Consider the following 16,704-nt stretch of genomic DNA (forward strand, 5'->3'; position numbering starts at 1 on the left):
CGCAGATGGACGCGGAGATCGGTCGGAACCGGATCCTGGTGCTCGCCGAGGATCCCGCGATCGAGGCGGCGGTGCGCGATGCCGTCGGCGGCTCCGGGTCCATCGTCCGGCCGAGTTCCCGCACCGCCGGGGCGGTGCGGGAACAGCTGCCCGACGTCGACATCGTCGTGGCGGACTGGTCCGGGCGGCTTCGCCTCGGCGTGGAAGAGGCCGCGCTCGGCGGACATCTGCGGCTGATCCAGCAGCCCGGCGTCGGAATCTCCTTCATCGACGTCGACGTGTGGGCGCGGGCCGGTGTCCCGGTGGCGAACACACCCGGCGGCAACGCCGCGTCGGTCGCCGAGTGGGCGGTGGCGGCCACCGCGAACCTGTGCCGCTCGATCGGGTGGGCGGACGCCGAGATGCGCTCCGGCCGTTGGCCGCAGGCGTCGATCCTGCGGCGCGACGCCCGCGATCTGGGTGAGCGGCGGGTGGGGCTCGTCGGGTTCGGCGACATCAACCGTCGGTGCGCGGCGCTGTTCCAGGCGTTCGGGTGCGAGGTGGCGTACACGTCGCGTCGCCCGGACGCGGGCTCCGCGCTGCGCCATCGCGCGCTCGAAGATCTTCTGTCGGAGTCCGACGTCGTGGTGGTCGCGGTCCCGCTCACGGACCGGACCAGGGGCCTGATCGGTGCGCGCGAACTGGCACTGTTGCCGCCCGAGGCGCTGGTGGTCAACGTGGCCCGGGGCCCGGTCGTCGACGAGGCCGCACTGGCCGCGGCGATCCGGTCCCGCTCGGTGGCCGGCGCCGCGCTGGACGTCTTTGCCGCCGAACCGCTCGATCCCGCCAGCGAACTGTTCGACCTCGACAACGTGGTGCTCAGCCCCCACATCGCCGGTGGCAGTTCCACCGCGCGGCAGCGGATGTTCCGCATGACCGGCGACAACGTCGCGCGGGTGTGCCGCGGCGAGACGCCGCTGTGGACGGTCGGCTGACACCTCCCCGCCCGCTTCGGTGGCCACCGGTATCGAAACGAACATTCGATCGATTCTCGGTAGGCTCTGCGCACCGGTCCCGCTGAATGGGACGGCGATCGTAGGAGGCACCTGATGGTGACATCGCTGCTGGGTAAGGTGCGCCTGCTGCTCGAGTCCTTCGATGCCGAGTCGGGTTCGCTGTCGCTCACCGAGCTGTCGCGGCGCAGCGGGGTGGCCAAGGCCACCGTGCACCGGCTCGCGGCCGAGATGGTCGAACTGGGGCTGTTCGAGCGGGTCGGTACCGACTACCGGTTGGGACTGCGGCTGTTCGAACTGGGCCAATTGGTGCCGACGCAGCGGATCCTGCGCGACGCCGCGCTCCCGTTTCTGCAGGAACTGCACGCGATCACCCGTGAGACCGTCCACCTCGCGATCCGGGACGGCCTCGAGGTGCTCTACATCGACAAGATCTCCGGGCACGGGTCGGTGGATCTGCCGTCCCGTGTCGCCGGACGCCTGCCACTCGAGGTCACCGCCACCGGCAAGGTGCTGCTCGCCTTCTCGCCGACGGCGGTGTTCGACCAGGTCGTCGCCCGCGGCCTCGCCAAGTTCACCCATCGCACGGTGGGGTCGGCGACGATGCTCCGGCGGCAACTCGATCGTGCCCGCAGCGAGGCGCTGACGGTCGAGGCCGAGGAGGTCCGCCTCGGGACGGCCAGCGCGGCGGTCCCGATCTTCTCCGGACGATCGACCGTCGTGGGGGCCATCAGCGTCTCCACGAGCACGGCCCGGATGAACGTCGCCCGGATCTCGGGACCGTTGCAGACCGCGGGTCAGGGCGTCAGCCGTGCGCTGTACGAGATCGCGCGGACGGCCTGACGATCGCGCCGAGCGCGATCAGGGCGAACACGGCCGATCCGGTCATCGCGACGGCGATGGCCAGCGACGTGTTGCCGAGCAGTCCCACGATCGGGGCGATCACGGCCGCGGCCCCGAACTGTGCGAACCCGACCATCGCCGCGGCCGTGCCGGCCGCCTCCCCATGCCGGGACAGCGCGAGCGCCGGCGCGTTCGGCATCACGAATCCCGTGGCGCACAGCAGCGCCAGGATCGGCAGCGCGAAGCCGAGGAACCCGCCGGTGTCGGTCGCGGCCAGGCCGATCGCGACGCCGCCGATCACCGTGCTCGCCGCGAGCGAGGACAGGCAGATGCCCAGAGGTGTCCACCGGCCGAGCAGCGCGACGTTGAGCTGGGACGCACCGATCAGCACGATCGCGCCGCAGGCGAACGCGAATCCGTAGACGCCGGGTGCCAGTTCGAACTGTTCCTGCATCACGAACGACGAACCGGCGATGTAGGCCCACAACACCGCCCGGACCAGCCCGCACACCAGCACGAGCACCATGAAGTGCCCGTCGCGGGCCAGCGCCGCGTACGTGCGCAGGACGGGCGCGATCCCACGACCCACACGGGCCGACGGGGGCAGCGTCTCGGGCATGGCGACGCCGCCGAGGACGATCATGACCAGCCCCAGCCCGGCGAGCACGAGGAACACCCCGTGCCACGACACCGCCGTCAGCAGCACGCCCCCGATCGACGGTGCCAGGATCGGCGCGACTCCCATGACGAGCATCAGCCGCGACATCACGATGGCTGCGTCTCGGCCGTCGAACAGGTCGCGGACCACGGCCATCGCGATCACCCCGGTCGCGGCCGCGCCCAGACCCTGGAGTGCGCGCAACGCGCCAAGGACCTCGATCGAGGGTGCGAACCAGCATGCCACCGACGCGGCGACGTGCAGCGACGTGCCGAGGACGAGGGGCCGGCGGCGCCCGAAGACGTCGGAGAGCGGTCCGATCACCAGCTGACCGAGGGCCAGGCCGAGCAGCGTCCCGGTGAGCGTGAGCTGAACGGCGGCGTCCGACGTCAGGAAGTCGTCGGTGATCGCCGGCAGCGCCGGCAGATACATGTCCACCGTGAACGGCCCGAGGGCGGTGAGCAGGCCGAGGATCACTACCAGCCGGATCCGGCTCCCGCCCTCGGGCGCGGCGACGCGGACGTCCTCCCGGGCCGCGCCGGCGGGCGCGTCGGTCGTCACGGATGCTGCTGATTCAGGAATCCGGTCACCACGGTGTAGTAGTCGTGCGGCCGCTCCTCCTGGAGGTGGTGCGACGCCTTGTCCATCACGTACAGGTGGCCGTGCTCGATCATCCGAGCGAGCATCAGCGGGTAGTCCGGGGTGAGGAAGGCGTCGTGCATGCCCCACGCGAAAAGCACCGGTGCCTGGATCATTCCGAGCTCCGCGGTCAGATCCTGCCAATCGCCGCGCGGGTTGTCCGACGCCGCGGCGAGGGCCATCTCGTCGGGGTCGAGGCTCTGCTCGTAGCGCATGTCGAGGGTCTCCTCGGGCAGGCGTTCGCCGTCGAACCACTCGAGCTTGGTGATGAGCTGGCGCATCTTCTCCCGCGTCGGGCCCTCGCCGCCGTAGTAGACGTCGCGGGCGTTGCGTCCCCGGCGGCCGTCCTCGGGTAGCGGCGCGAGCGGTCCGTAGAACACCGGCATGCTGCCGGTGATCACCAGCGAGCGCACCCGGTCGGGGTACTTGGCCGCCAGATTGAGTGCGATGGTGCCACCCCACGAGTTGCACACGAAGTCGGCGCGGTCGATGCCGAGTTCATCGAGCAGCGCCACGATCTTGGCGGCGTGGAAGTCCCACATCGGCCCGGTGATGGTGCACTTGTCGGACAGGCCGTACTGCAGGATGTCGACGAGGATCGCGCGGCGGTCCTGCGCGAAGAGGGGCGCCACCGGCCCGAAGTCGGACCACGCGGTGCAGCCCGGCCCGCCGCCGTGCAGGAAGATCGTGGGCGCGCCCTCACCGAGGTCGTGGTAGTGGAACTTCACGCCGGCTGCGGTGGCGTACAAGCTGTTCGGTCGATTCGTCATGCGCATACCTGACCCGATCGCCGCGCGCGGGCAAAGGATCGCGGTCCGCCAGGCGGTCCCGGTCTGTGGCCGTGCCGGTGGTCTCGCTCCTAGCGTCGCCGCATGACAACTCCACTGGACGCCGTCCACGAGCGGGTGTCGTCGACGGTCGGCACCCGCGAGCACCGGGATCTCGGATCGATCCGCCCCGACGAGGCGGTCGCCTTCGCGCGCGCGTGCGCGGAGGCCGACCCCCGCTACCTGGACCCGGACCGCCCGGACTTCGCGGTGCACCCCCTGTACGTGCCCAGCCTGCTGCGCGGGCCCAGCGGCGCCGACGACGACGCGTACCGCACCGACGGGATGTTCGCGGACGAGGTACCCGGGACGTCGGGCCTGGACGTCCGGTTGATGGCCGGCGGTCAGGACATCGAGTTCCACCGGCGTCCGCCGCTCGGCGAACGCATCGAGGTCGACCGAACGGTCGCCCGGGTCGAGTGGAAGGGGAGCGGCGACGCCCGCTTCCTGCTGATCACCGTCGTCAAGACCTACCGCGCGTCCGCGGCCGGTGCGCTGGCGACCGTCACGGAGAGGTTCATCGTCCGATGAGTGACCGACCGATCCCGAACACCGGGGACGCGATCGAACCGATTGTGCTGCAGACCGATCCGGTTCGCGTGCTGCGATTCGGCGCGGCCACGCACAACGCGCACCGCATCCACTACGACACCGCGTACGCGCAGTCCGAGGGTCTCGACGATCGGGTCGTGATGGCGCAGTTGCACGGGACCCTGTTCTTCCGGGCCGCCACCCGGTACGCGGGCGACCCGGACGCGGTGCTGTCCGTCGGATGGCGGAACCGCGCGCCCGCGTACGTCGGCACCACGCTGACGGTGACCGGGTCGGTGCGCGACGTCCACGACGACCGGATCGTCCTGGACCTCGAGGAGCGGGATTCCGACGGGACGTTGTGCGCGATCGGCGAGGCCGCCGTGATCCGTCGGTGAACCCGGTCTGCTGAGCGAACCGGATCCGTTGGAAGCGTGACGCGTTCGTCGGAAGATCTGCGTACCAAAAGATCTCGTGTCGAGAGGACTTCACATGACTGGTGTCGAGGCGCCGGACGCCACGCAGGCGCTCCCGGAGAGGCCGCGTGCGGCCGGTCGGCAGGACTGGACGGCGTGGCCCCGATACAACGAGGCCGGCAGCGGCTACCGCGGGTACTGGTACCCGGTGACGTGGTCCAGCCACATCACCAAGGATCCCAAGAGCTACACGATCTGCGGCGAGAAGCTCGCGATCATCCGCGACAGCGGCAAAGTCTATGCGCTGCACGACCGTTGCCCGCACCGCGGCGTGCCGCTGTCGGAGGGCGACCAGCAGTTCCCGGGCACCGTCAGCTGCCCGTACCACGGCTGGACGTTCCGACTGAACGACGGCAAGCTGGCCGCGGTCATCACCGACGGACCCGACTCGAAGATCTGCGGCAAGCTCTCCGTCCGGACGTACTCCGTGGAGGAGCGGCTCGGCCTGGTGTGGGTGTACATCCCGATCGCGGAGGAGCCCGCGCCCCCGATCGACGAGCAGCTGCCCCGCGAACTCGTCGAGAACGAGGGCATCGTCGGCGGCCGCATCCAGCCGCGCGGCGGCAACTGGCGATTCGCGTGCGAGAACGGATTCGACGAGGGGCACGCCAAGTACCTGCACCGCACCGCGCTGTGGCGGCTGTTCAAGCCGATGCCCACGTGGAACATCACGAGCATCGTGCCCGAGGGGCGGTGGCTCTACCGCGTGCAGGAGGAGGTGTACTGGGAGGCGGACTTCCCCGGCGTCGGCAAGTGGACCAACAAGCGCTGGTGGAAGAAGAAGCCCGACGAGACGCAGATCTCGCAGATCGGCAACGTCGGCGCGGGCCTGAAGGTGAACCCCGTGATCGAGGCCCAGAAGTTCCCCGGCTTCGCGTCGCTGTCGATGCCGGGTGTGCTGCGCATCGCCTACCCGAACTTCATCCACTACGAGTTCTACGTTCCGGTCGACGAGGACAACCACCAGTACGTGGGCCTCATGGTCAACTTCGTCACCGGCGCGGCCAAGCTCGGCTTCTACGCCAAGTACCTCGGCGCGATCCGCTGGCTGTTCCACGGCCAGTTCTCCGGTCAGGACGAATGGATGGTCCGGGTCACGGACGCGCCGCCGGAGAAGCTCTACCGACCCGACATCTCGCTCACCGCGTGGCGCAACCTCGCGGAGGAGGAGTACGCGGAGAAGATCGCCGCGGCGGTGGCGCACACCCCGCAGCCGCCGGCCCGGCCCGTGCGCGAACGACGCCGAGCCACCCCCACCGCCGAATCGAACGGTGCCGCAGCGGCTCCGCGAACCCCGGCCGCTTCCGACTAGAGGAGAAGACGATGCTCAAGACTCTCGTCAGTGTGACGTTCGGCGTGCTCCTGGCCGTCGGGGCACCGGTGGCCTGGCGCGCGATCGCCGCGCGCAGCAACACCCAGGTGCACCAGGTCAACTCGTGACCGTAGACGCCACCCCGCCCGTGCGGCCCGGCAGCCACGTCGACCCGCTCGCGGGTCTCGACGAGGAGCGGCGGCGCTGGACCGAGCGGGCGTGGGCGCGGGTGAACCGTGAGCGGTTGCGGGACCTCACGGTGGGGTTGGTCGACATCGTCAGTCCCACCGGTGACGAGGCGCCGCTCGCCCGGCACATCACGGACACCCTCGCCGGTTCCGGCGTCGAGGCGCACACGATGTACCTCGACGATCGGCAGGCGAACTCGTGGGCGCGGGTGCGCGGCGCCGGCACCGGCCCCGACCTGCTGCTGTACGCGCCGATCGACACCGTCACGAGCGGCAACGCCGCGGAGGACGTGCCGTGGGCCGCGGAGACGCTGCGCCCGGACATGCGCGCCCACGCCGCCGTCGACGGCGACTACGTGGTCGGCCTCGGGGCGTCGAATCCGAAGGGGCACGCGGCGTGCGTCATGGCGGCCGTGGAGGCGATCCGTGCCGCGGAGATCCCGCTGACCGGTGACCTCCTGGCCGGATTCGGGGCCGGCGGGATGCCCACCAATGCTCGTCCTGGCGTGGGTAATCCGCGGCTCAACACGGGGCAGGGCGTCGGCTGCTCGTTCCTGCTGGAGCAGGGGGTGTGGGCGGACTTCGCGGTGATCGCCAAGCCGGGATGGACCGTGTCGTGGGAGGAGGTCGGGCTCGCGTGGTTCGAGATCACGGTGCACGGCAGCCACACCTACGTCGGTTCCCGGCACCGTCTGCCCTACCGGAACCCGGTCGCGCTGGCCGGGGAGGTCGCGGGGCGACTCGAGGACTGGTTTCCGGAGTACTCGACCCGCCACCGTGACGGCCTGGTGCTCCCGCAGGGCATGGTCGCGAACATCCGGGGCGGTTGGGAGCGCACCGCGTCCTTCACGCCGGGGCAGGTGCGGATGATGGTCGACCTGCGGCTGAGTCCGCGGACCACGCCCACCGCGGCCAAGCGCGAACTGGTCGCCGTGGTCCGCGAGATCGCGGCGGACCTGGACGCGCGGATCGACGTCGAGCAGATCCTGGCGATACCGGGGGAGGCCTCGGACGAACAGATGTGGCTGTGCCGCAGTGCGATCGAGGCGTGGGAGGCGTTCGAGGGCGGGCCGCACCACGAGTTCCACGACGCCAGCGGCGCGACCGACGCCAACATCCTGCGCGGACGGGGCATCCCGACGGTACGCGTCGGAATGCCGAAGGTGGTCGACGCTCCGTTCGAGGTCGACTTCGCGATGGGGATGAACACCGTGGACCTGCGCGTGGCGGAGCGCCTCACGCGCTACCTGATCCGGGTCGCGGTCGACACCGCGACCCGCTCGCTCGAGGAAGTGGGGATCGACTGATGGCGAAGCTGGTGCTGGGGGTCGGTGCGTCGCACAGCACCCTCATGAACACGCACTGGGAGGAGACGACCCACAAGGCGGAGGCCGAGCGGTTCCGTGACGCGTTGGGTGCGGCCCGTGACCGTATCGTGGCCGCCCGGCCGGACGTGGTGATCCTTCTCGGCTCCAACCACTTCCGTGGATTCTGGCTCGACCTCATCCCGCCGTTCACGCTCGGGGTGGGCGAGTGCAACGCGAGTGGGGAATCCGGGACGCCGAAGGGCCCGCAGAACGTCGACGTCGAGTTCGCGCGCCACCTCGCCGATGAGGTGGTCGAGGGCGGTCGGTTCGATCTGGCGTTCTCGGCGCGTCTGCAGATCGATCACGGCCAGTCGCACGCGATCCAGTACCTGCTGGCGGGTCTCGACGTCCCGATCGTCCCGCTCGTGGTCAACGTGTTCGCGCCCCCGCTGCCGACGTTCGATCGGTGCGAGGGCCTCGCGCTCGCGCTCCGCGACGCGATCGCGTCGTACCCCGGCGACAAGCGGGTCGCCGTCATCGCCTCGGGCGGGCTGTCGCATCGGCTGCCGTGGCCGGACTGGCGTGACCCGCACGGCGAGGACGAGGACTTCATGGTGCAGGCCTGGCTCGACGGCCGCGAGAACTGGTCCGACTACGACGCGCGCCGGCGGCAGATCATCCGGGCCGCCGAGGCCGCGATCTCACCGGAGTTCGACGACCGGATCCTCGACCTGTTCGCGGTCGGCAAGGCCGGCGAACTCGCGGGCTACACGAGCGCGGACATCGAGACCGAGGCGGGCAACGGTGCCCAGGAACTCCGCACGTGGCTGATGATGGCCGCGATGATGGACTACATCCCCGCCGAACGGCTTGCCTACGAGGCTATTCCGGAATGGCTCACCGGAATGGGCGTCGTGGTCCTGGATCCCGCGGCGGCACCGGCGGCGCACGGACATTCACCTTCATCTCTTCTGCAAAGGACACACTCATGACAATCTGGAACGAACTGGCCGGCATCGACTTCGCGGTCAAGACCGTCGACGCCGCGGGCATCCCCACCCGATCGCTGCAGGCCGGATCCGGCGACGAGGCGGTGGTCTTCCTGCACGGCACCAGCGGTCACCTCGAGGCCTTCGCCCGGAACATCGCGGTGCACGCCGAGCACTACGAGTGCCACGCGATCGACATGCTCGGGCACGGCTACACCGGAAAGCCGGACTACCCGTACGAGATTCCGCGCTACGTCGAGCATCTCGTGAACTACCTCGACGCCGTCGGCCTGGAGAAGGTCCATCTGGTGGGCGAGTCGCTCGGTGGCTGGGTCGCCGCGCACCTGGCCAGCGAGCAGCCCGAGCGGGTGCTGTCGGTGCAACTGCTCGCGGCCGGCGGCACCGTGGCCAATCCGGAGATCATGGAGCGCATCCGCACCTCGACGGCCAGGGCGGTGCAGAGCGACGACGTCGAGCTGACCCGGGCGCGGCTGCGACTGCTCATGCACGACCCGGTCGACGCCACCGAGGAACTCGTCGAGGCGCGGCACCGGATCTACCACCAGCCGGACTTCGTCGCGAACATCCACAACCTGCTGTCCCTGCAGGACATGGAGACCCGTCAGCGCAACCTGCTGCGGCCGGATCGGCTCGCCCGGATCCAGGCACCCACCCTGGTGGTATGGGGTCACGAGAACCCGTTCGGTGACGTGCCGGAGGCGAAGAAGATGGCGGAGGACATCCCGGGCGCGCAGTTGCAGCTCTACCCCGAGTGCGGGCACTGGCCGCAGCACGAGCAGGCGGCGCTGTACAACCCGCTGAGCCTCGAGTTCCTGGCGAAGGCGTCCGCGCAGGCGAGCAGCGTCGCCTGAGTCGCCTTCCCGCCACCCCGTCGGTGAAGCCGGCCGCGCGTCCCGCGTGGCCGGCTTCACGCATCGAGAGGACCGTCCGTGATGCGGATACTGCTGTTGGCGCCGGACGACCACGACGACCTGGGACGACACCTGCGCGGTGCGGTCCCGGAGGCCGAGGTGGTCCGACCGGTCACCCGTACCCGGGCCGAGCTGCGTGCCCTGCTCCCCGGCGCCGACATCGTCGTCGGCGACTGGAGCGGTGAACTACCCTTGGGCGCAGCGGAAGCCGCGGTCGGCGGTCATCTGCGGCTCGTCCAGCAACCGGGGGTCGGCGTCAACTGGATCGACGTCGACGCGTGGCACCGCGCCGGGGTGCCGGTGGCCAACACCCCCGGGGCGAACGCGGCCTCGGTGGCGGAGTGGGCCGTCGTCGCGGCCGCGAGCCTGAGCAGATCGATGGGCTGGGGGCACGACGAGATGCGCCGCGGGCAGTGGCCGCAGGAGCGGATCCTCGAGCGCGGCTGCCGCGACCTCGGCGATCGTCGGGTCGGGATAGTCGGGTTCGGTGACATCGGCAGGCGCTGTGCCGGACTGTTCGAGGCGTTCGGCTGCGAGGTCTCGTACACGGCGCAACGACCGAGAGCCGACGCGGCGGCCCGGTATCTCGAACTCGACGACCTGCTCGCCGTGTCGGACGTGCTGGTGCTCGCGGTTCCCCTGACGCCGGTGACCCGCGGGTTGATCGGTGCCCGCGAACTCGCGCGGTTGCCGGAGGACGCGATCGTCGTGAACGTCGCTCGCGGGTCGGTAGTCGACGAGTCGGCGCTGACCGTCGCGCTGCGGTCCGGGCGGCTGGGCGGTGCCGCGCTGGACGTCTTCGACGACGAACCGCTCGCACCGGACAGCGACCTGTGCCGGATCGACCGGGTCCTGCTCAGTCCGCACGTCGCCGGCGGCAGCGCCACCGCCCGCACGCGGATCTACGCGATGACAGCCCGCAACGTGAGTCGGGTGTGCACGGGGCGCGCGCCCCGCTGGACCCTCTGACGGAGCCCCCGAAGTCCGTCGTCCGGTCGGATCGGTACAGGTCAGCATGTTTCCCGCGCGTTTCCGAACGTGCGCCGCGTCGCGCTCGGATGTTGCGGCCACGTAAGTTCTCCGGCCCGGTCCGCACGGTGGACCGCGTTCGTTCTCGTCGCGATTCGCCGCCGTTAGGTTTCTTCACCACGACCCCGCAAATGCGGCGCAGATCACAGAACGAAGGTGTGCACACATGGCCTGGCGATCGACATTCGGCAAGGTGACCCTTGCATCAGCAGCACTTGTTCTGACGGTGGCCGCGGGGGCGTGCAGCCGCCCCGCCACCCAGAGCACGGCCGACACCGGTGGCGGCCCCCTGCGGATCGCGGTCGGCATCGACGCGTCCTACGCCCCGTTCTTCGTCGCCGACCAGGAGGGGATGTTCGCGGACGAGGGCCTCGACGTCCAGCTGGTCCAGTTCGGCCGCGGCGGCGAGGCCGTGGACGCGCTGGCCACCGGACAGGTCCAGGTGGCAGGAAGCTCGGATACCACGACGATCGCGCAGTTGCGCCAGAATCCCTCGCTGCGGGCCATGTACTCGTACGAGGTGTCCGGCGACTACATCAAGGTCGTGTTGCGCAACGGGGTCGACTCCGCGACCGGCATCAAGAAGATGGGCATCGTTCCGGGACTGAGCCAGATCTCGACGGACAAGTACCTCGAGGCCAACGGAATAGCCCCGGGCGCAGTCGCGATGGTGTCGGCGACGCCGACCGACATGCCGGCGCTGCTCAGCCGCGGCGACATCGACGGATACGTGCTGTGGGAGCCGTGGCCGGCCACCGCGCTGTCGCAGGGCAGTGGGCACGTCGTCGCGGCCACCGGCGACTACGACTGGTTCTACCACCACTGGGCCATCACGACGGCGCCGTGGCTGGACCAGAACGAGGACACCGCCCGCAAGATCGCGAAGGTGCTCGCCGAGGCGAGCGAACGGGTCGAGGCCGATCCGCAGGCGGCGGCCGTCGCGACCAAGAAGGCCGTCAACGTGGCCGAGGACCAGACCGTCACGGCAGTGAGCGAAATCGATTTCGGTGTCGAGAATCTCACCGAGAAGGACGTGGAGTCCGCACAGTCGATCGTCGACTTCTACAAGAAGATCGGCGTTCTCTCCGAGCAGCCCGACCTCACCTCGGCGATGCTGCTCGATTGGTACCAGGAGGACAAGCAGTGACAGCGACAACCACCATCAAGGGCGTCCCCATCGACGTCCGCGATCTCGGCATCAGTTTCGGTGCCGCCGAGATCGTCTCGGGTATCGACCTCGACGTCCGGCCGGGCGAGTTCGTCTGCCTGCTGGGACCGAGCGGCTGCGGCAAGTCGACCCTGCTCTCGGCGATGGCGGGCTTCGTGAAGCCCTCCGCGGGCGAGATCGTGTGCGACGGCGACGAGGTCTACGGGAGCAACCCGCACGCGGGCATGGTCTTCCAGAGCTCGGAGGCACTCTTCGAGTGGATGACCGTCAGTCAGAACGTGGCGTACGGACCCCGCATGCACGGCGCGGACAAGGCTGCTCAGGCGCGGATCGCCGCCGAGTACCTGGCGATGGTCGGCCTGCCGCACGCCGGTGCCAAGTTCCCGGCCCAGCTCTCCGGCGGCATGCGCCAGCGCGTGCAGATCGCCCGCGTGCTCGCCAACCAGCCATCGCTGGTCCTGATGGACGAGCCGTTCGGTGCGCTCGACGCCCAGACCCGTCAGGTGCTGCAGACCGAACTCGACAAGATCTGGCGGCACACCGGTTGCACCGTCGTGTTCGTCACCCACGACATCGACGAGGCGCTGACGCTGGCGGACCGCATCGTGGTCATGTCCGCGGGCCCGAAGGCGCGCATCAAGAGCATTTACGAGGTGGATGCGCCGCGGCCACGCGACCGTGCCCATCCCGAGGTGATCGATCTGTACGAGCAACTGCGGGACGACATCCGCGCCGAGGTCGTGGCGTCGCTGCGCAACCAGGGCATCGAGGAGGAGCTATGACCGCCGTGGCCGAGACACCTGCCACCGTGCGCGCCGCCCGCACGCCACGCACCCGCCGCCGCAGCGCCGGTGCGTCCGGCGCCGCCGTTCGCACCGCACTGTTGTGGATCGCGTCCGCCGTGATCGGCCTGGCGGTGTGGTCGTTCCTGGCCTGGTGGTATGGGCCGACGACGATCGCCTCGCCGGCCGAAGTATGGAAGGCCGCAACCGAACTGGCCGAGAGTGGGGTGCTGTGGACGTCGATCTGGGCGTCGGCGCAGCGGATCCTCATCGGCTGGAGCCTCGGCGTCGTGATCGGCGCGCCGATCGGCATCCTCATGGGCCGGGTGAACATCGTGCGCCAGTTGCTCGACCCGTACATCGAGTTCTTCCGCTTCATCCCGCCGATCGCGTTCGTGACGCTCGCGGTGGTGTGGTTCGGCATCGGCGAGACCTCCAAGGTCGTGCTGATCTTCTACACCTCGGTCTTCATCGTCACCGTCAGCACGATCGCCGCCACCGTCGCGATCAGCGAGAACAAGCTGCAGGCCGCGACGAATCTGGGCGCGGGCAAGCTCCAGATCATGAAGACCGTCGTGCTGCCGTCGTCGGTGCCCGGCATCATCACCGGTGCCCGCCTCGCGATGGGCAACAGCTTCCTGACGATCGTCTCCGCCGAGATCGTCGCCGCCGACCACGGCATCGGCTCCATGATCTGGCAGGCGCGCAACTACGGCCGCATCGACTGGACGTTCGTCGGCATCATCGTGCTGGGCATCATGGGTTTCCTGTTCGACCGGATCCTGCGCCTGCTCTCGACGCGGTACCTCGCCCGGTACGGCGTCAAGTAGACCCGTTCATTCATCCGTCGAATCTGAAGGGACGCAATGACTCACGCACCCACCATCGCCGAGCTGGCCGGCATCCCCGGACGACCCGAGTCCGGCGACGTCGAGACCCAGCGCCGTCGTCGCAAGGTCGCGGTGATCGGCGGCTACCGGATCCTGTCGCGCTTCGGCCTCGACGAGGGCATCTCGGGGCACATCACCGCGCGCGACCCGGAGCGTCCCGACACGTTCTGGACGGCGCCGTTCGGCCGGCACTTCTCCCGCGTGACACCCGACGAACTGCTGCACGTCGACTCCGACGGCACCATCCTGTCGGGCGACGGGCCGCTCAACCGCGCCGCGTTCGTCATCCACTCCAAGGTGCACGAGGCGCGCCCGGACGTCGTGGGTGCCGTGCACGCACACGGACTGCAGGGCAAGGCGTTCTCGTCGCTGCACCGGTTGCTGAGCCCGATCACGCAGGACGCGTGTGCCTTCTACGAGGACCACTCGATCTACGACCAGTACCACGGCGTCGCACTCGACGAGGAGGAGGGACGGCGCATCGCGGCCGCGCTGGGGCCCAACAAGGCGGTGGTCCTCACGAACCACGGGCACCTGACGGTCGGCACGTCGGTCGAGAGTGCCGTGTGGTGGTACGTGTCGATGGAGCGGTCTATGCAGGCCGAACTGGCCGCGCGGGCGGCCGGTGATCCCGTCGCGCTGCAGCACGAGATCGCCGCGCAGACGTACGAGGCCGTCGGCACCGAGAAGGTGGGGTGGTTCGCCTACTCGACCATCATCCAGAAGATCGCCGCGGAGGAGCCCGACATCTTCGGCTGACCCGCGGCACCTCCGTCACGGCGGGCCCACCGGCAGACCTCTGCTCCGCCGGTGGGCCCGCCTTTCGGCGTGCCTGGACCCGGGCGCCCGAGTCCGAACGTAGTCTGCTGACTGGACCGGTTTCATATGTCAAGGGCGACAGCATTATTAGCGTTGTCGGCATGAACGCATCGTCCAATGTCTCGACCGCACTCGAGGTCGACATCCTGATCATCGGCGCCGGCCCGGCGGGCCTCTACGGCGCGTACTACGCCGGCTTCCGGGGCCTGCGGGTGGCCGTGCTGGACGCACTGTCCGAGCCCGGCGGCCAGGTGAGTGCGATGTATCCGGAGAAGGCGATCCTCGACATCGCCGGATTCCCCTCCGTGAAGGGGCGTGATCTGATCGACGGACTGCTCCAGCAGGCAGCGCCGTACGACCCGCAGTACCTGCTCGGGGAGCAGGCGCAGACGCTCACACACCTCGCGGACGGTCGCGTCGTCGTCGGAACGAGCAAGGGGCGCAACGTGACCGCCGGTGCGGTGATCGTCACCGGCGGCATCGGCACCTTCACGCCCCGCCCGCTCGCCAAGGGCCTCGATTTCCTCGATCGCGGGCTGAGCTACTTCGTCCCCGATCTGTCGGCGCACGCCGGCAAGGACGTCGTGATCGTCGGCGGCGGCGACAGCGCCTTCGACTGGGCGGTTCACCTCGAGCCGATCGCGTCGTCGGTCACCCTGGTGCACCGCCGCGACAAGTTCCGCGCGCACGCGGCGACCGTGACGAAGGTGCGGGAGAGCAGCGTGCGGATGATCGTCAACGCGGACGTGTCCGCGGTCCGCGGCAACGGCTGGATCTCGGAGGTGGACGTCGCGCACAAGCTCGAGAAGAGCACCAGCACGCTGCCCGCGCAGTCCGTCATCGCCGCCCTCGGGTTCACCGCCGATCTGGGGCCGATGACCGAGTGGGGGCTCGAGATCGACTCCCGCCACATCGTCGTGAACACCCGCATGGAGACCGCGGTTCCCCGCGTGTACGCGGCCGGCGACATCACCGACTACCCCGGCAAGGTCCGGCTCATCGCGGTCGGCTTCGGCGAGGCCGCGACCGCGGTCAACAACGCCGCCGCCACGATCGACCCGGACGCCGAGATCTTCCCCGGACATTCCACCGAACAGGAGCGCTGAACAATGGCATTCGTCATCGGCGAGGCATGCATCGACTACATGGACCGATCCTGCATGGAGGAATGCCCGGTCGACTGCATCTACGAGGGGGAGCGCAAGCTCTACATCAACCCGAACGAGTGCATCGACTGCGGCGCATGCGAACTCGCGTGTCCGGTGGAGGCGATCACCGTGGACCGCAAGGCGGATCCCGAGTACAAGGAGGACGCCAAGCGCTTCTTCCTGGAGATCCTTCCGACCCGGGCCGAGCCCGTCGGCAACCCGGGCGGCGCGGCGAAGATCGACGTGATCGGCGTCGACACCCCGATGGTGGCGGCGTACTGATGGGCGTGCGGTTCGGCTACGCGGACACGTCGTTCGGACAGTTGCACTACGCCGAGCAGGGACAGGGGCCGGTGATCCTGCTGCTGCATCAGACCCCGCGCTCGTGGGACGAGTTCCGAGAGCTGATTCCCCTGCTGGCGAGCGACTTCCGGGTGATCGCGATGGACATGATCGGGTTCGGGGCGAGCGCCGCGCTGCCCGCACCGCAGACCATCGAGGCGTTCGCGCAGGGCGCGTGGGAGTTGCTCGACGCCCTGGGGGTCGACCGGGCCACCGTGCTGGGGCACCACACCGGCGCGGCGGTGGCCCTCGAGATGGCGGCCGGCGACGGGGGACGACTCGACGCCGTCGTGCTGTCGTCGTGCCCGTGGGCGGACGCGGACTACCGCGCCGGCCACACGGGTGCCGGCGGGGTGGACTGCGCCGAGCATGTCCCGGACGGCGCCCACCTGCGGGTGCTGTGGGATCTGCGCCGCCCCTACTACCCGGAACCGGTCACCGACCTGCTGGACCGGTTCCTCCACGACGCCCTCGCCTTCGGTGTCGACCCGGCCGAGGGACATCGCGCGTGCGGTCGCTACCGGATGGAGGACCGGGTCGGTGCCGTCACGGTGCCCGTGCTGCTGATCGGTGCGGGTGCCGACCCGTTCTCGATACCCAACCTGCCGAAGCTGCGCGCGCACCTGACGGGCGCACCGACGGTGGCCGAGGTCGTCGTCGAGGACGGCACGGTGGCGCTCGTCGAGCGGCACGCGGACCGCGTCGCGGCGGCGGTGTGCGAGTTCCTGGCGAATGTGAACACCGCCGCCTCCGCGGTGACCGCGGACACCCCCGTTGCGCGGCATTTGTAAACGCTGTGAAACCGGTCCGCTGGACGGAACGTGTGACGTGC

General features: G+C 69.7%; 18 protein-coding genes. 16 read left to right on the plus strand and 2 right to left on the minus strand.

Translation table 11 applies throughout. From position 1 onward, the window contains the following. Nucleotides 1-5 precede the first annotated feature (5 nt). Both EGT67_RS23940 and EGT67_RS23945 read left to right on the plus strand, forming a co-directional pair. Nucleotides 6-974 (plus strand): 2-hydroxyacid dehydrogenase, encoded by a 969-nt coding sequence (locus EGT67_RS23940; protein ID WP_127918607.1) that lies wholly within the window; start codon nt 6-8, stop codon nt 972-974. Between the two features lie 114 nt (nt 975-1,088). Continuing rightward, entirely contained in the window at nt 1,089-1,835 is a 747-nt protein-coding gene (locus tag EGT67_RS23945) for an IclR family transcriptional regulator (protein WP_127918608.1), read from the plus strand. Here EGT67_RS23945 and EGT67_RS23950 read toward each other — a convergent pair. Together EGT67_RS23950 and EGT67_RS23955 are read right to left on the minus strand one after the other, a co-directional pair. Beyond that, the gene (locus tag EGT67_RS23950; RefSeq protein ID WP_127918609.1) at nt 1,798-3,054 is read right to left on the minus strand and encodes a multidrug effflux MFS transporter; all 1,257 of its coding nucleotides are present in this window, start codon (nt 3,052-3,054) and stop codon (nt 1,798-1,800) included. The genes EGT67_RS23945 and EGT67_RS23950 overlap by 38 nt on opposite strands. Beyond that, on the minus strand, nt 3,051-3,902 hold the full coding sequence (locus EGT67_RS23955) for an alpha/beta fold hydrolase (protein ID WP_206612481.1): 852 nt from the start codon (nt 3,900-3,902) through the stop codon (nt 3,051-3,053). Before EGT67_RS23955 ends, EGT67_RS23950 begins: the two co-directional genes overlap by 4 nt. 102 nt (nt 3,903-4,004) lie before the next feature. On the opposite strand from EGT67_RS23955, the gene EGT67_RS23960 reads away from it, so the two are divergent. From EGT67_RS23960 to EGT67_RS24025, 14 genes are all read left to right on the plus strand, one after another. Beyond that, nucleotides 4,005-4,490, plus strand: coding sequence for an FAS1-like dehydratase domain-containing protein (locus EGT67_RS23960; RefSeq protein WP_127918611.1), 486 nt, complete (start codon nt 4,005-4,007; stop codon nt 4,488-4,490). After that, nucleotides 4,487-4,888, plus strand: a complete 402-nt coding sequence (locus EGT67_RS23965) for a hotdog family protein (protein WP_127918612.1) — start codon at nt 4,487-4,489, stop codon at nt 4,886-4,888. Before EGT67_RS23960 ends, EGT67_RS23965 begins: the two co-directional genes overlap by 4 nt. 94 nt (nt 4,889-4,982) lie before the next feature. Further along, the gene (locus EGT67_RS23970) at nt 4,983-6,278 is read left to right on the plus strand and encodes an aromatic ring-hydroxylating oxygenase subunit alpha (RefSeq protein ID WP_127918613.1); all 1,296 of its coding nucleotides are present in this window, start codon (nt 4,983-4,985) and stop codon (nt 6,276-6,278) included. A 124-nt stretch (nt 6,279-6,402) separates the two neighbouring features. Next, entirely contained in the window at nt 6,403-7,773 is a 1,371-nt protein-coding gene (locus EGT67_RS23975; protein ID WP_241566218.1) for a M20 family metallopeptidase, read from the plus strand. Next, nucleotides 7,773-8,765: a DODA-type extradiol aromatic ring-opening family dioxygenase gene (locus EGT67_RS23980; protein ID WP_127918614.1), complete on the plus strand. Its 993-nt coding sequence runs from the start codon at nt 7,773-7,775 to the stop codon at nt 8,763-8,765. Before EGT67_RS23975 ends, EGT67_RS23980 begins: the two co-directional genes overlap by 1 nt. Beyond that, nucleotides 8,762-9,634, plus strand: coding sequence for an alpha/beta fold hydrolase (locus tag EGT67_RS23985; RefSeq protein WP_127918615.1), 873 nt, complete (start codon nt 8,762-8,764; stop codon nt 9,632-9,634). Before EGT67_RS23980 ends, EGT67_RS23985 begins: the two co-directional genes overlap by 4 nt. 81 nt (nt 9,635-9,715) lie before the next feature. Next, nucleotides 9,716-10,663 (plus strand): 2-hydroxyacid dehydrogenase, encoded by a 948-nt coding sequence (locus EGT67_RS23990; protein ID WP_127918668.1) that lies wholly within the window; start codon nt 9,716-9,718, stop codon nt 10,661-10,663. Between the two features lie 226 nt (nt 10,664-10,889). Beyond that, nucleotides 10,890-11,870: an ABC transporter substrate-binding protein gene (locus EGT67_RS23995; RefSeq protein WP_127918616.1), complete on the plus strand. Its 981-nt coding sequence runs from the start codon at nt 10,890-10,892 to the stop codon at nt 11,868-11,870. Further along, nucleotides 11,867-12,673: an ABC transporter ATP-binding protein gene (locus tag EGT67_RS24000; protein WP_127918617.1), complete on the plus strand. Its 807-nt coding sequence runs from the start codon at nt 11,867-11,869 to the stop codon at nt 12,671-12,673. Before EGT67_RS23995 ends, EGT67_RS24000 begins: the two co-directional genes overlap by 4 nt. Further along, the gene (locus EGT67_RS24005) at nt 12,670-13,503 is read left to right on the plus strand and encodes an ABC transporter permease (protein WP_127918618.1); all 834 of its coding nucleotides are present in this window, start codon (nt 12,670-12,672) and stop codon (nt 13,501-13,503) included. Before EGT67_RS24000 ends, EGT67_RS24005 begins: the two co-directional genes overlap by 4 nt. A 36-nt stretch (nt 13,504-13,539) precedes the next feature. Beyond that, the gene (locus EGT67_RS24010) at nt 13,540-14,322 is read left to right on the plus strand and encodes a class II aldolase/adducin family protein (protein ID WP_127918619.1); all 783 of its coding nucleotides are present in this window, start codon (nt 13,540-13,542) and stop codon (nt 14,320-14,322) included. Nucleotides 14,323-14,483: 161 nt separating this feature from the next. Beyond that, complete coding sequence (locus EGT67_RS24015; RefSeq protein ID WP_127918620.1) at nt 14,484-15,488, plus strand: NAD(P)/FAD-dependent oxidoreductase; 1,005 nt, start codon at nt 14,484-14,486, stop codon at nt 15,486-15,488. Nucleotides 15,489-15,491: 3 nt separating this feature from the next. Then, nucleotides 15,492-15,812, plus strand: a complete 321-nt coding sequence (locus tag EGT67_RS24020) for a 4Fe-4S dicluster domain-containing protein (protein WP_127918621.1) — start codon at nt 15,492-15,494, stop codon at nt 15,810-15,812. Next, the gene (locus EGT67_RS24025) at nt 15,812-16,663 is read left to right on the plus strand and encodes an alpha/beta fold hydrolase (protein ID WP_127918622.1); all 852 of its coding nucleotides are present in this window, start codon (nt 15,812-15,814) and stop codon (nt 16,661-16,663) included. The genes EGT67_RS24020 and EGT67_RS24025 overlap by 1 nt, the downstream gene beginning before the upstream one ends. Nucleotides 16,664-16,704: the final 41 nt, after the last annotated feature.

This window comes from Prescottella agglutinans, from assembly GCF_004011865.1.
Taxonomy (GTDB): Bacteria; Actinomycetota; Actinomycetes; order Mycobacteriales; family Mycobacteriaceae; genus Prescottella; species Prescottella agglutinans.

What these genes read in the sequence shown, in the direction of transcription:
- EGT67_RS23955 (WP_206612481.1), bottom strand. Translation starts at nt 3,902, where the DNA reads ATGACGAATCGACCGAACAGCTTGTACGCCACCGCAGCCGGCGTGAAG.
- EGT67_RS23990 (WP_127918668.1), top strand. Translation starts at nt 9,716, where the DNA reads ATGCGGATACTGCTGTTGGCGCCGGACGACCACGACGACCTGGGACGA.
- EGT67_RS23965 (WP_127918612.1), top strand. Translation starts at nt 4,487, where the DNA reads ATGAGTGACCGACCGATCCCGAACACCGGGGACGCGATCGAACCGATT.
- EGT67_RS23945 (WP_127918608.1), top strand. Translation starts at nt 1,089, where the DNA reads ATGGTGACATCGCTGCTGGGTAAGGTGCGCCTGCTGCTCGAGTCCTTC.
- EGT67_RS23940 (WP_127918607.1), top strand. Translation starts at nt 6, where the DNA reads ATGGACGCGGAGATCGGTCGGAACCGGATCCTGGTGCTCGCCGAGGAT.
- EGT67_RS23970 (WP_127918613.1), top strand. Translation starts at nt 4,983, where the DNA reads ATGACTGGTGTCGAGGCGCCGGACGCCACGCAGGCGCTCCCGGAGAGG.
- EGT67_RS23960 (WP_127918611.1), top strand. Translation starts at nt 4,005, where the DNA reads ATGACAACTCCACTGGACGCCGTCCACGAGCGGGTGTCGTCGACGGTC.
- EGT67_RS24010 (WP_127918619.1), top strand. Translation starts at nt 13,540, where the DNA reads ATGACTCACGCACCCACCATCGCCGAGCTGGCCGGCATCCCCGGACGA.
- EGT67_RS23980 (WP_127918614.1), top strand. Translation starts at nt 7,773, where the DNA reads ATGGCGAAGCTGGTGCTGGGGGTCGGTGCGTCGCACAGCACCCTCATG.
- EGT67_RS23985 (WP_127918615.1), top strand. Translation starts at nt 8,762, where the DNA reads ATGACAATCTGGAACGAACTGGCCGGCATCGACTTCGCGGTCAAGACC.
- EGT67_RS24005 (WP_127918618.1), top strand. Translation starts at nt 12,670, where the DNA reads ATGACCGCCGTGGCCGAGACACCTGCCACCGTGCGCGCCGCCCGCACG.
- EGT67_RS23995 (WP_127918616.1), top strand. Translation starts at nt 10,890, where the DNA reads ATGGCCTGGCGATCGACATTCGGCAAGGTGACCCTTGCATCAGCAGCA.
- EGT67_RS24020 (WP_127918621.1), top strand. Translation starts at nt 15,492, where the DNA reads ATGGCATTCGTCATCGGCGAGGCATGCATCGACTACATGGACCGATCC.
- EGT67_RS24025 (WP_127918622.1), top strand. Translation starts at nt 15,812, where the DNA reads ATGGGCGTGCGGTTCGGCTACGCGGACACGTCGTTCGGACAGTTGCAC.
- EGT67_RS24015 (WP_127918620.1), top strand. Translation starts at nt 14,484, where the DNA reads ATGAACGCATCGTCCAATGTCTCGACCGCACTCGAGGTCGACATCCTG.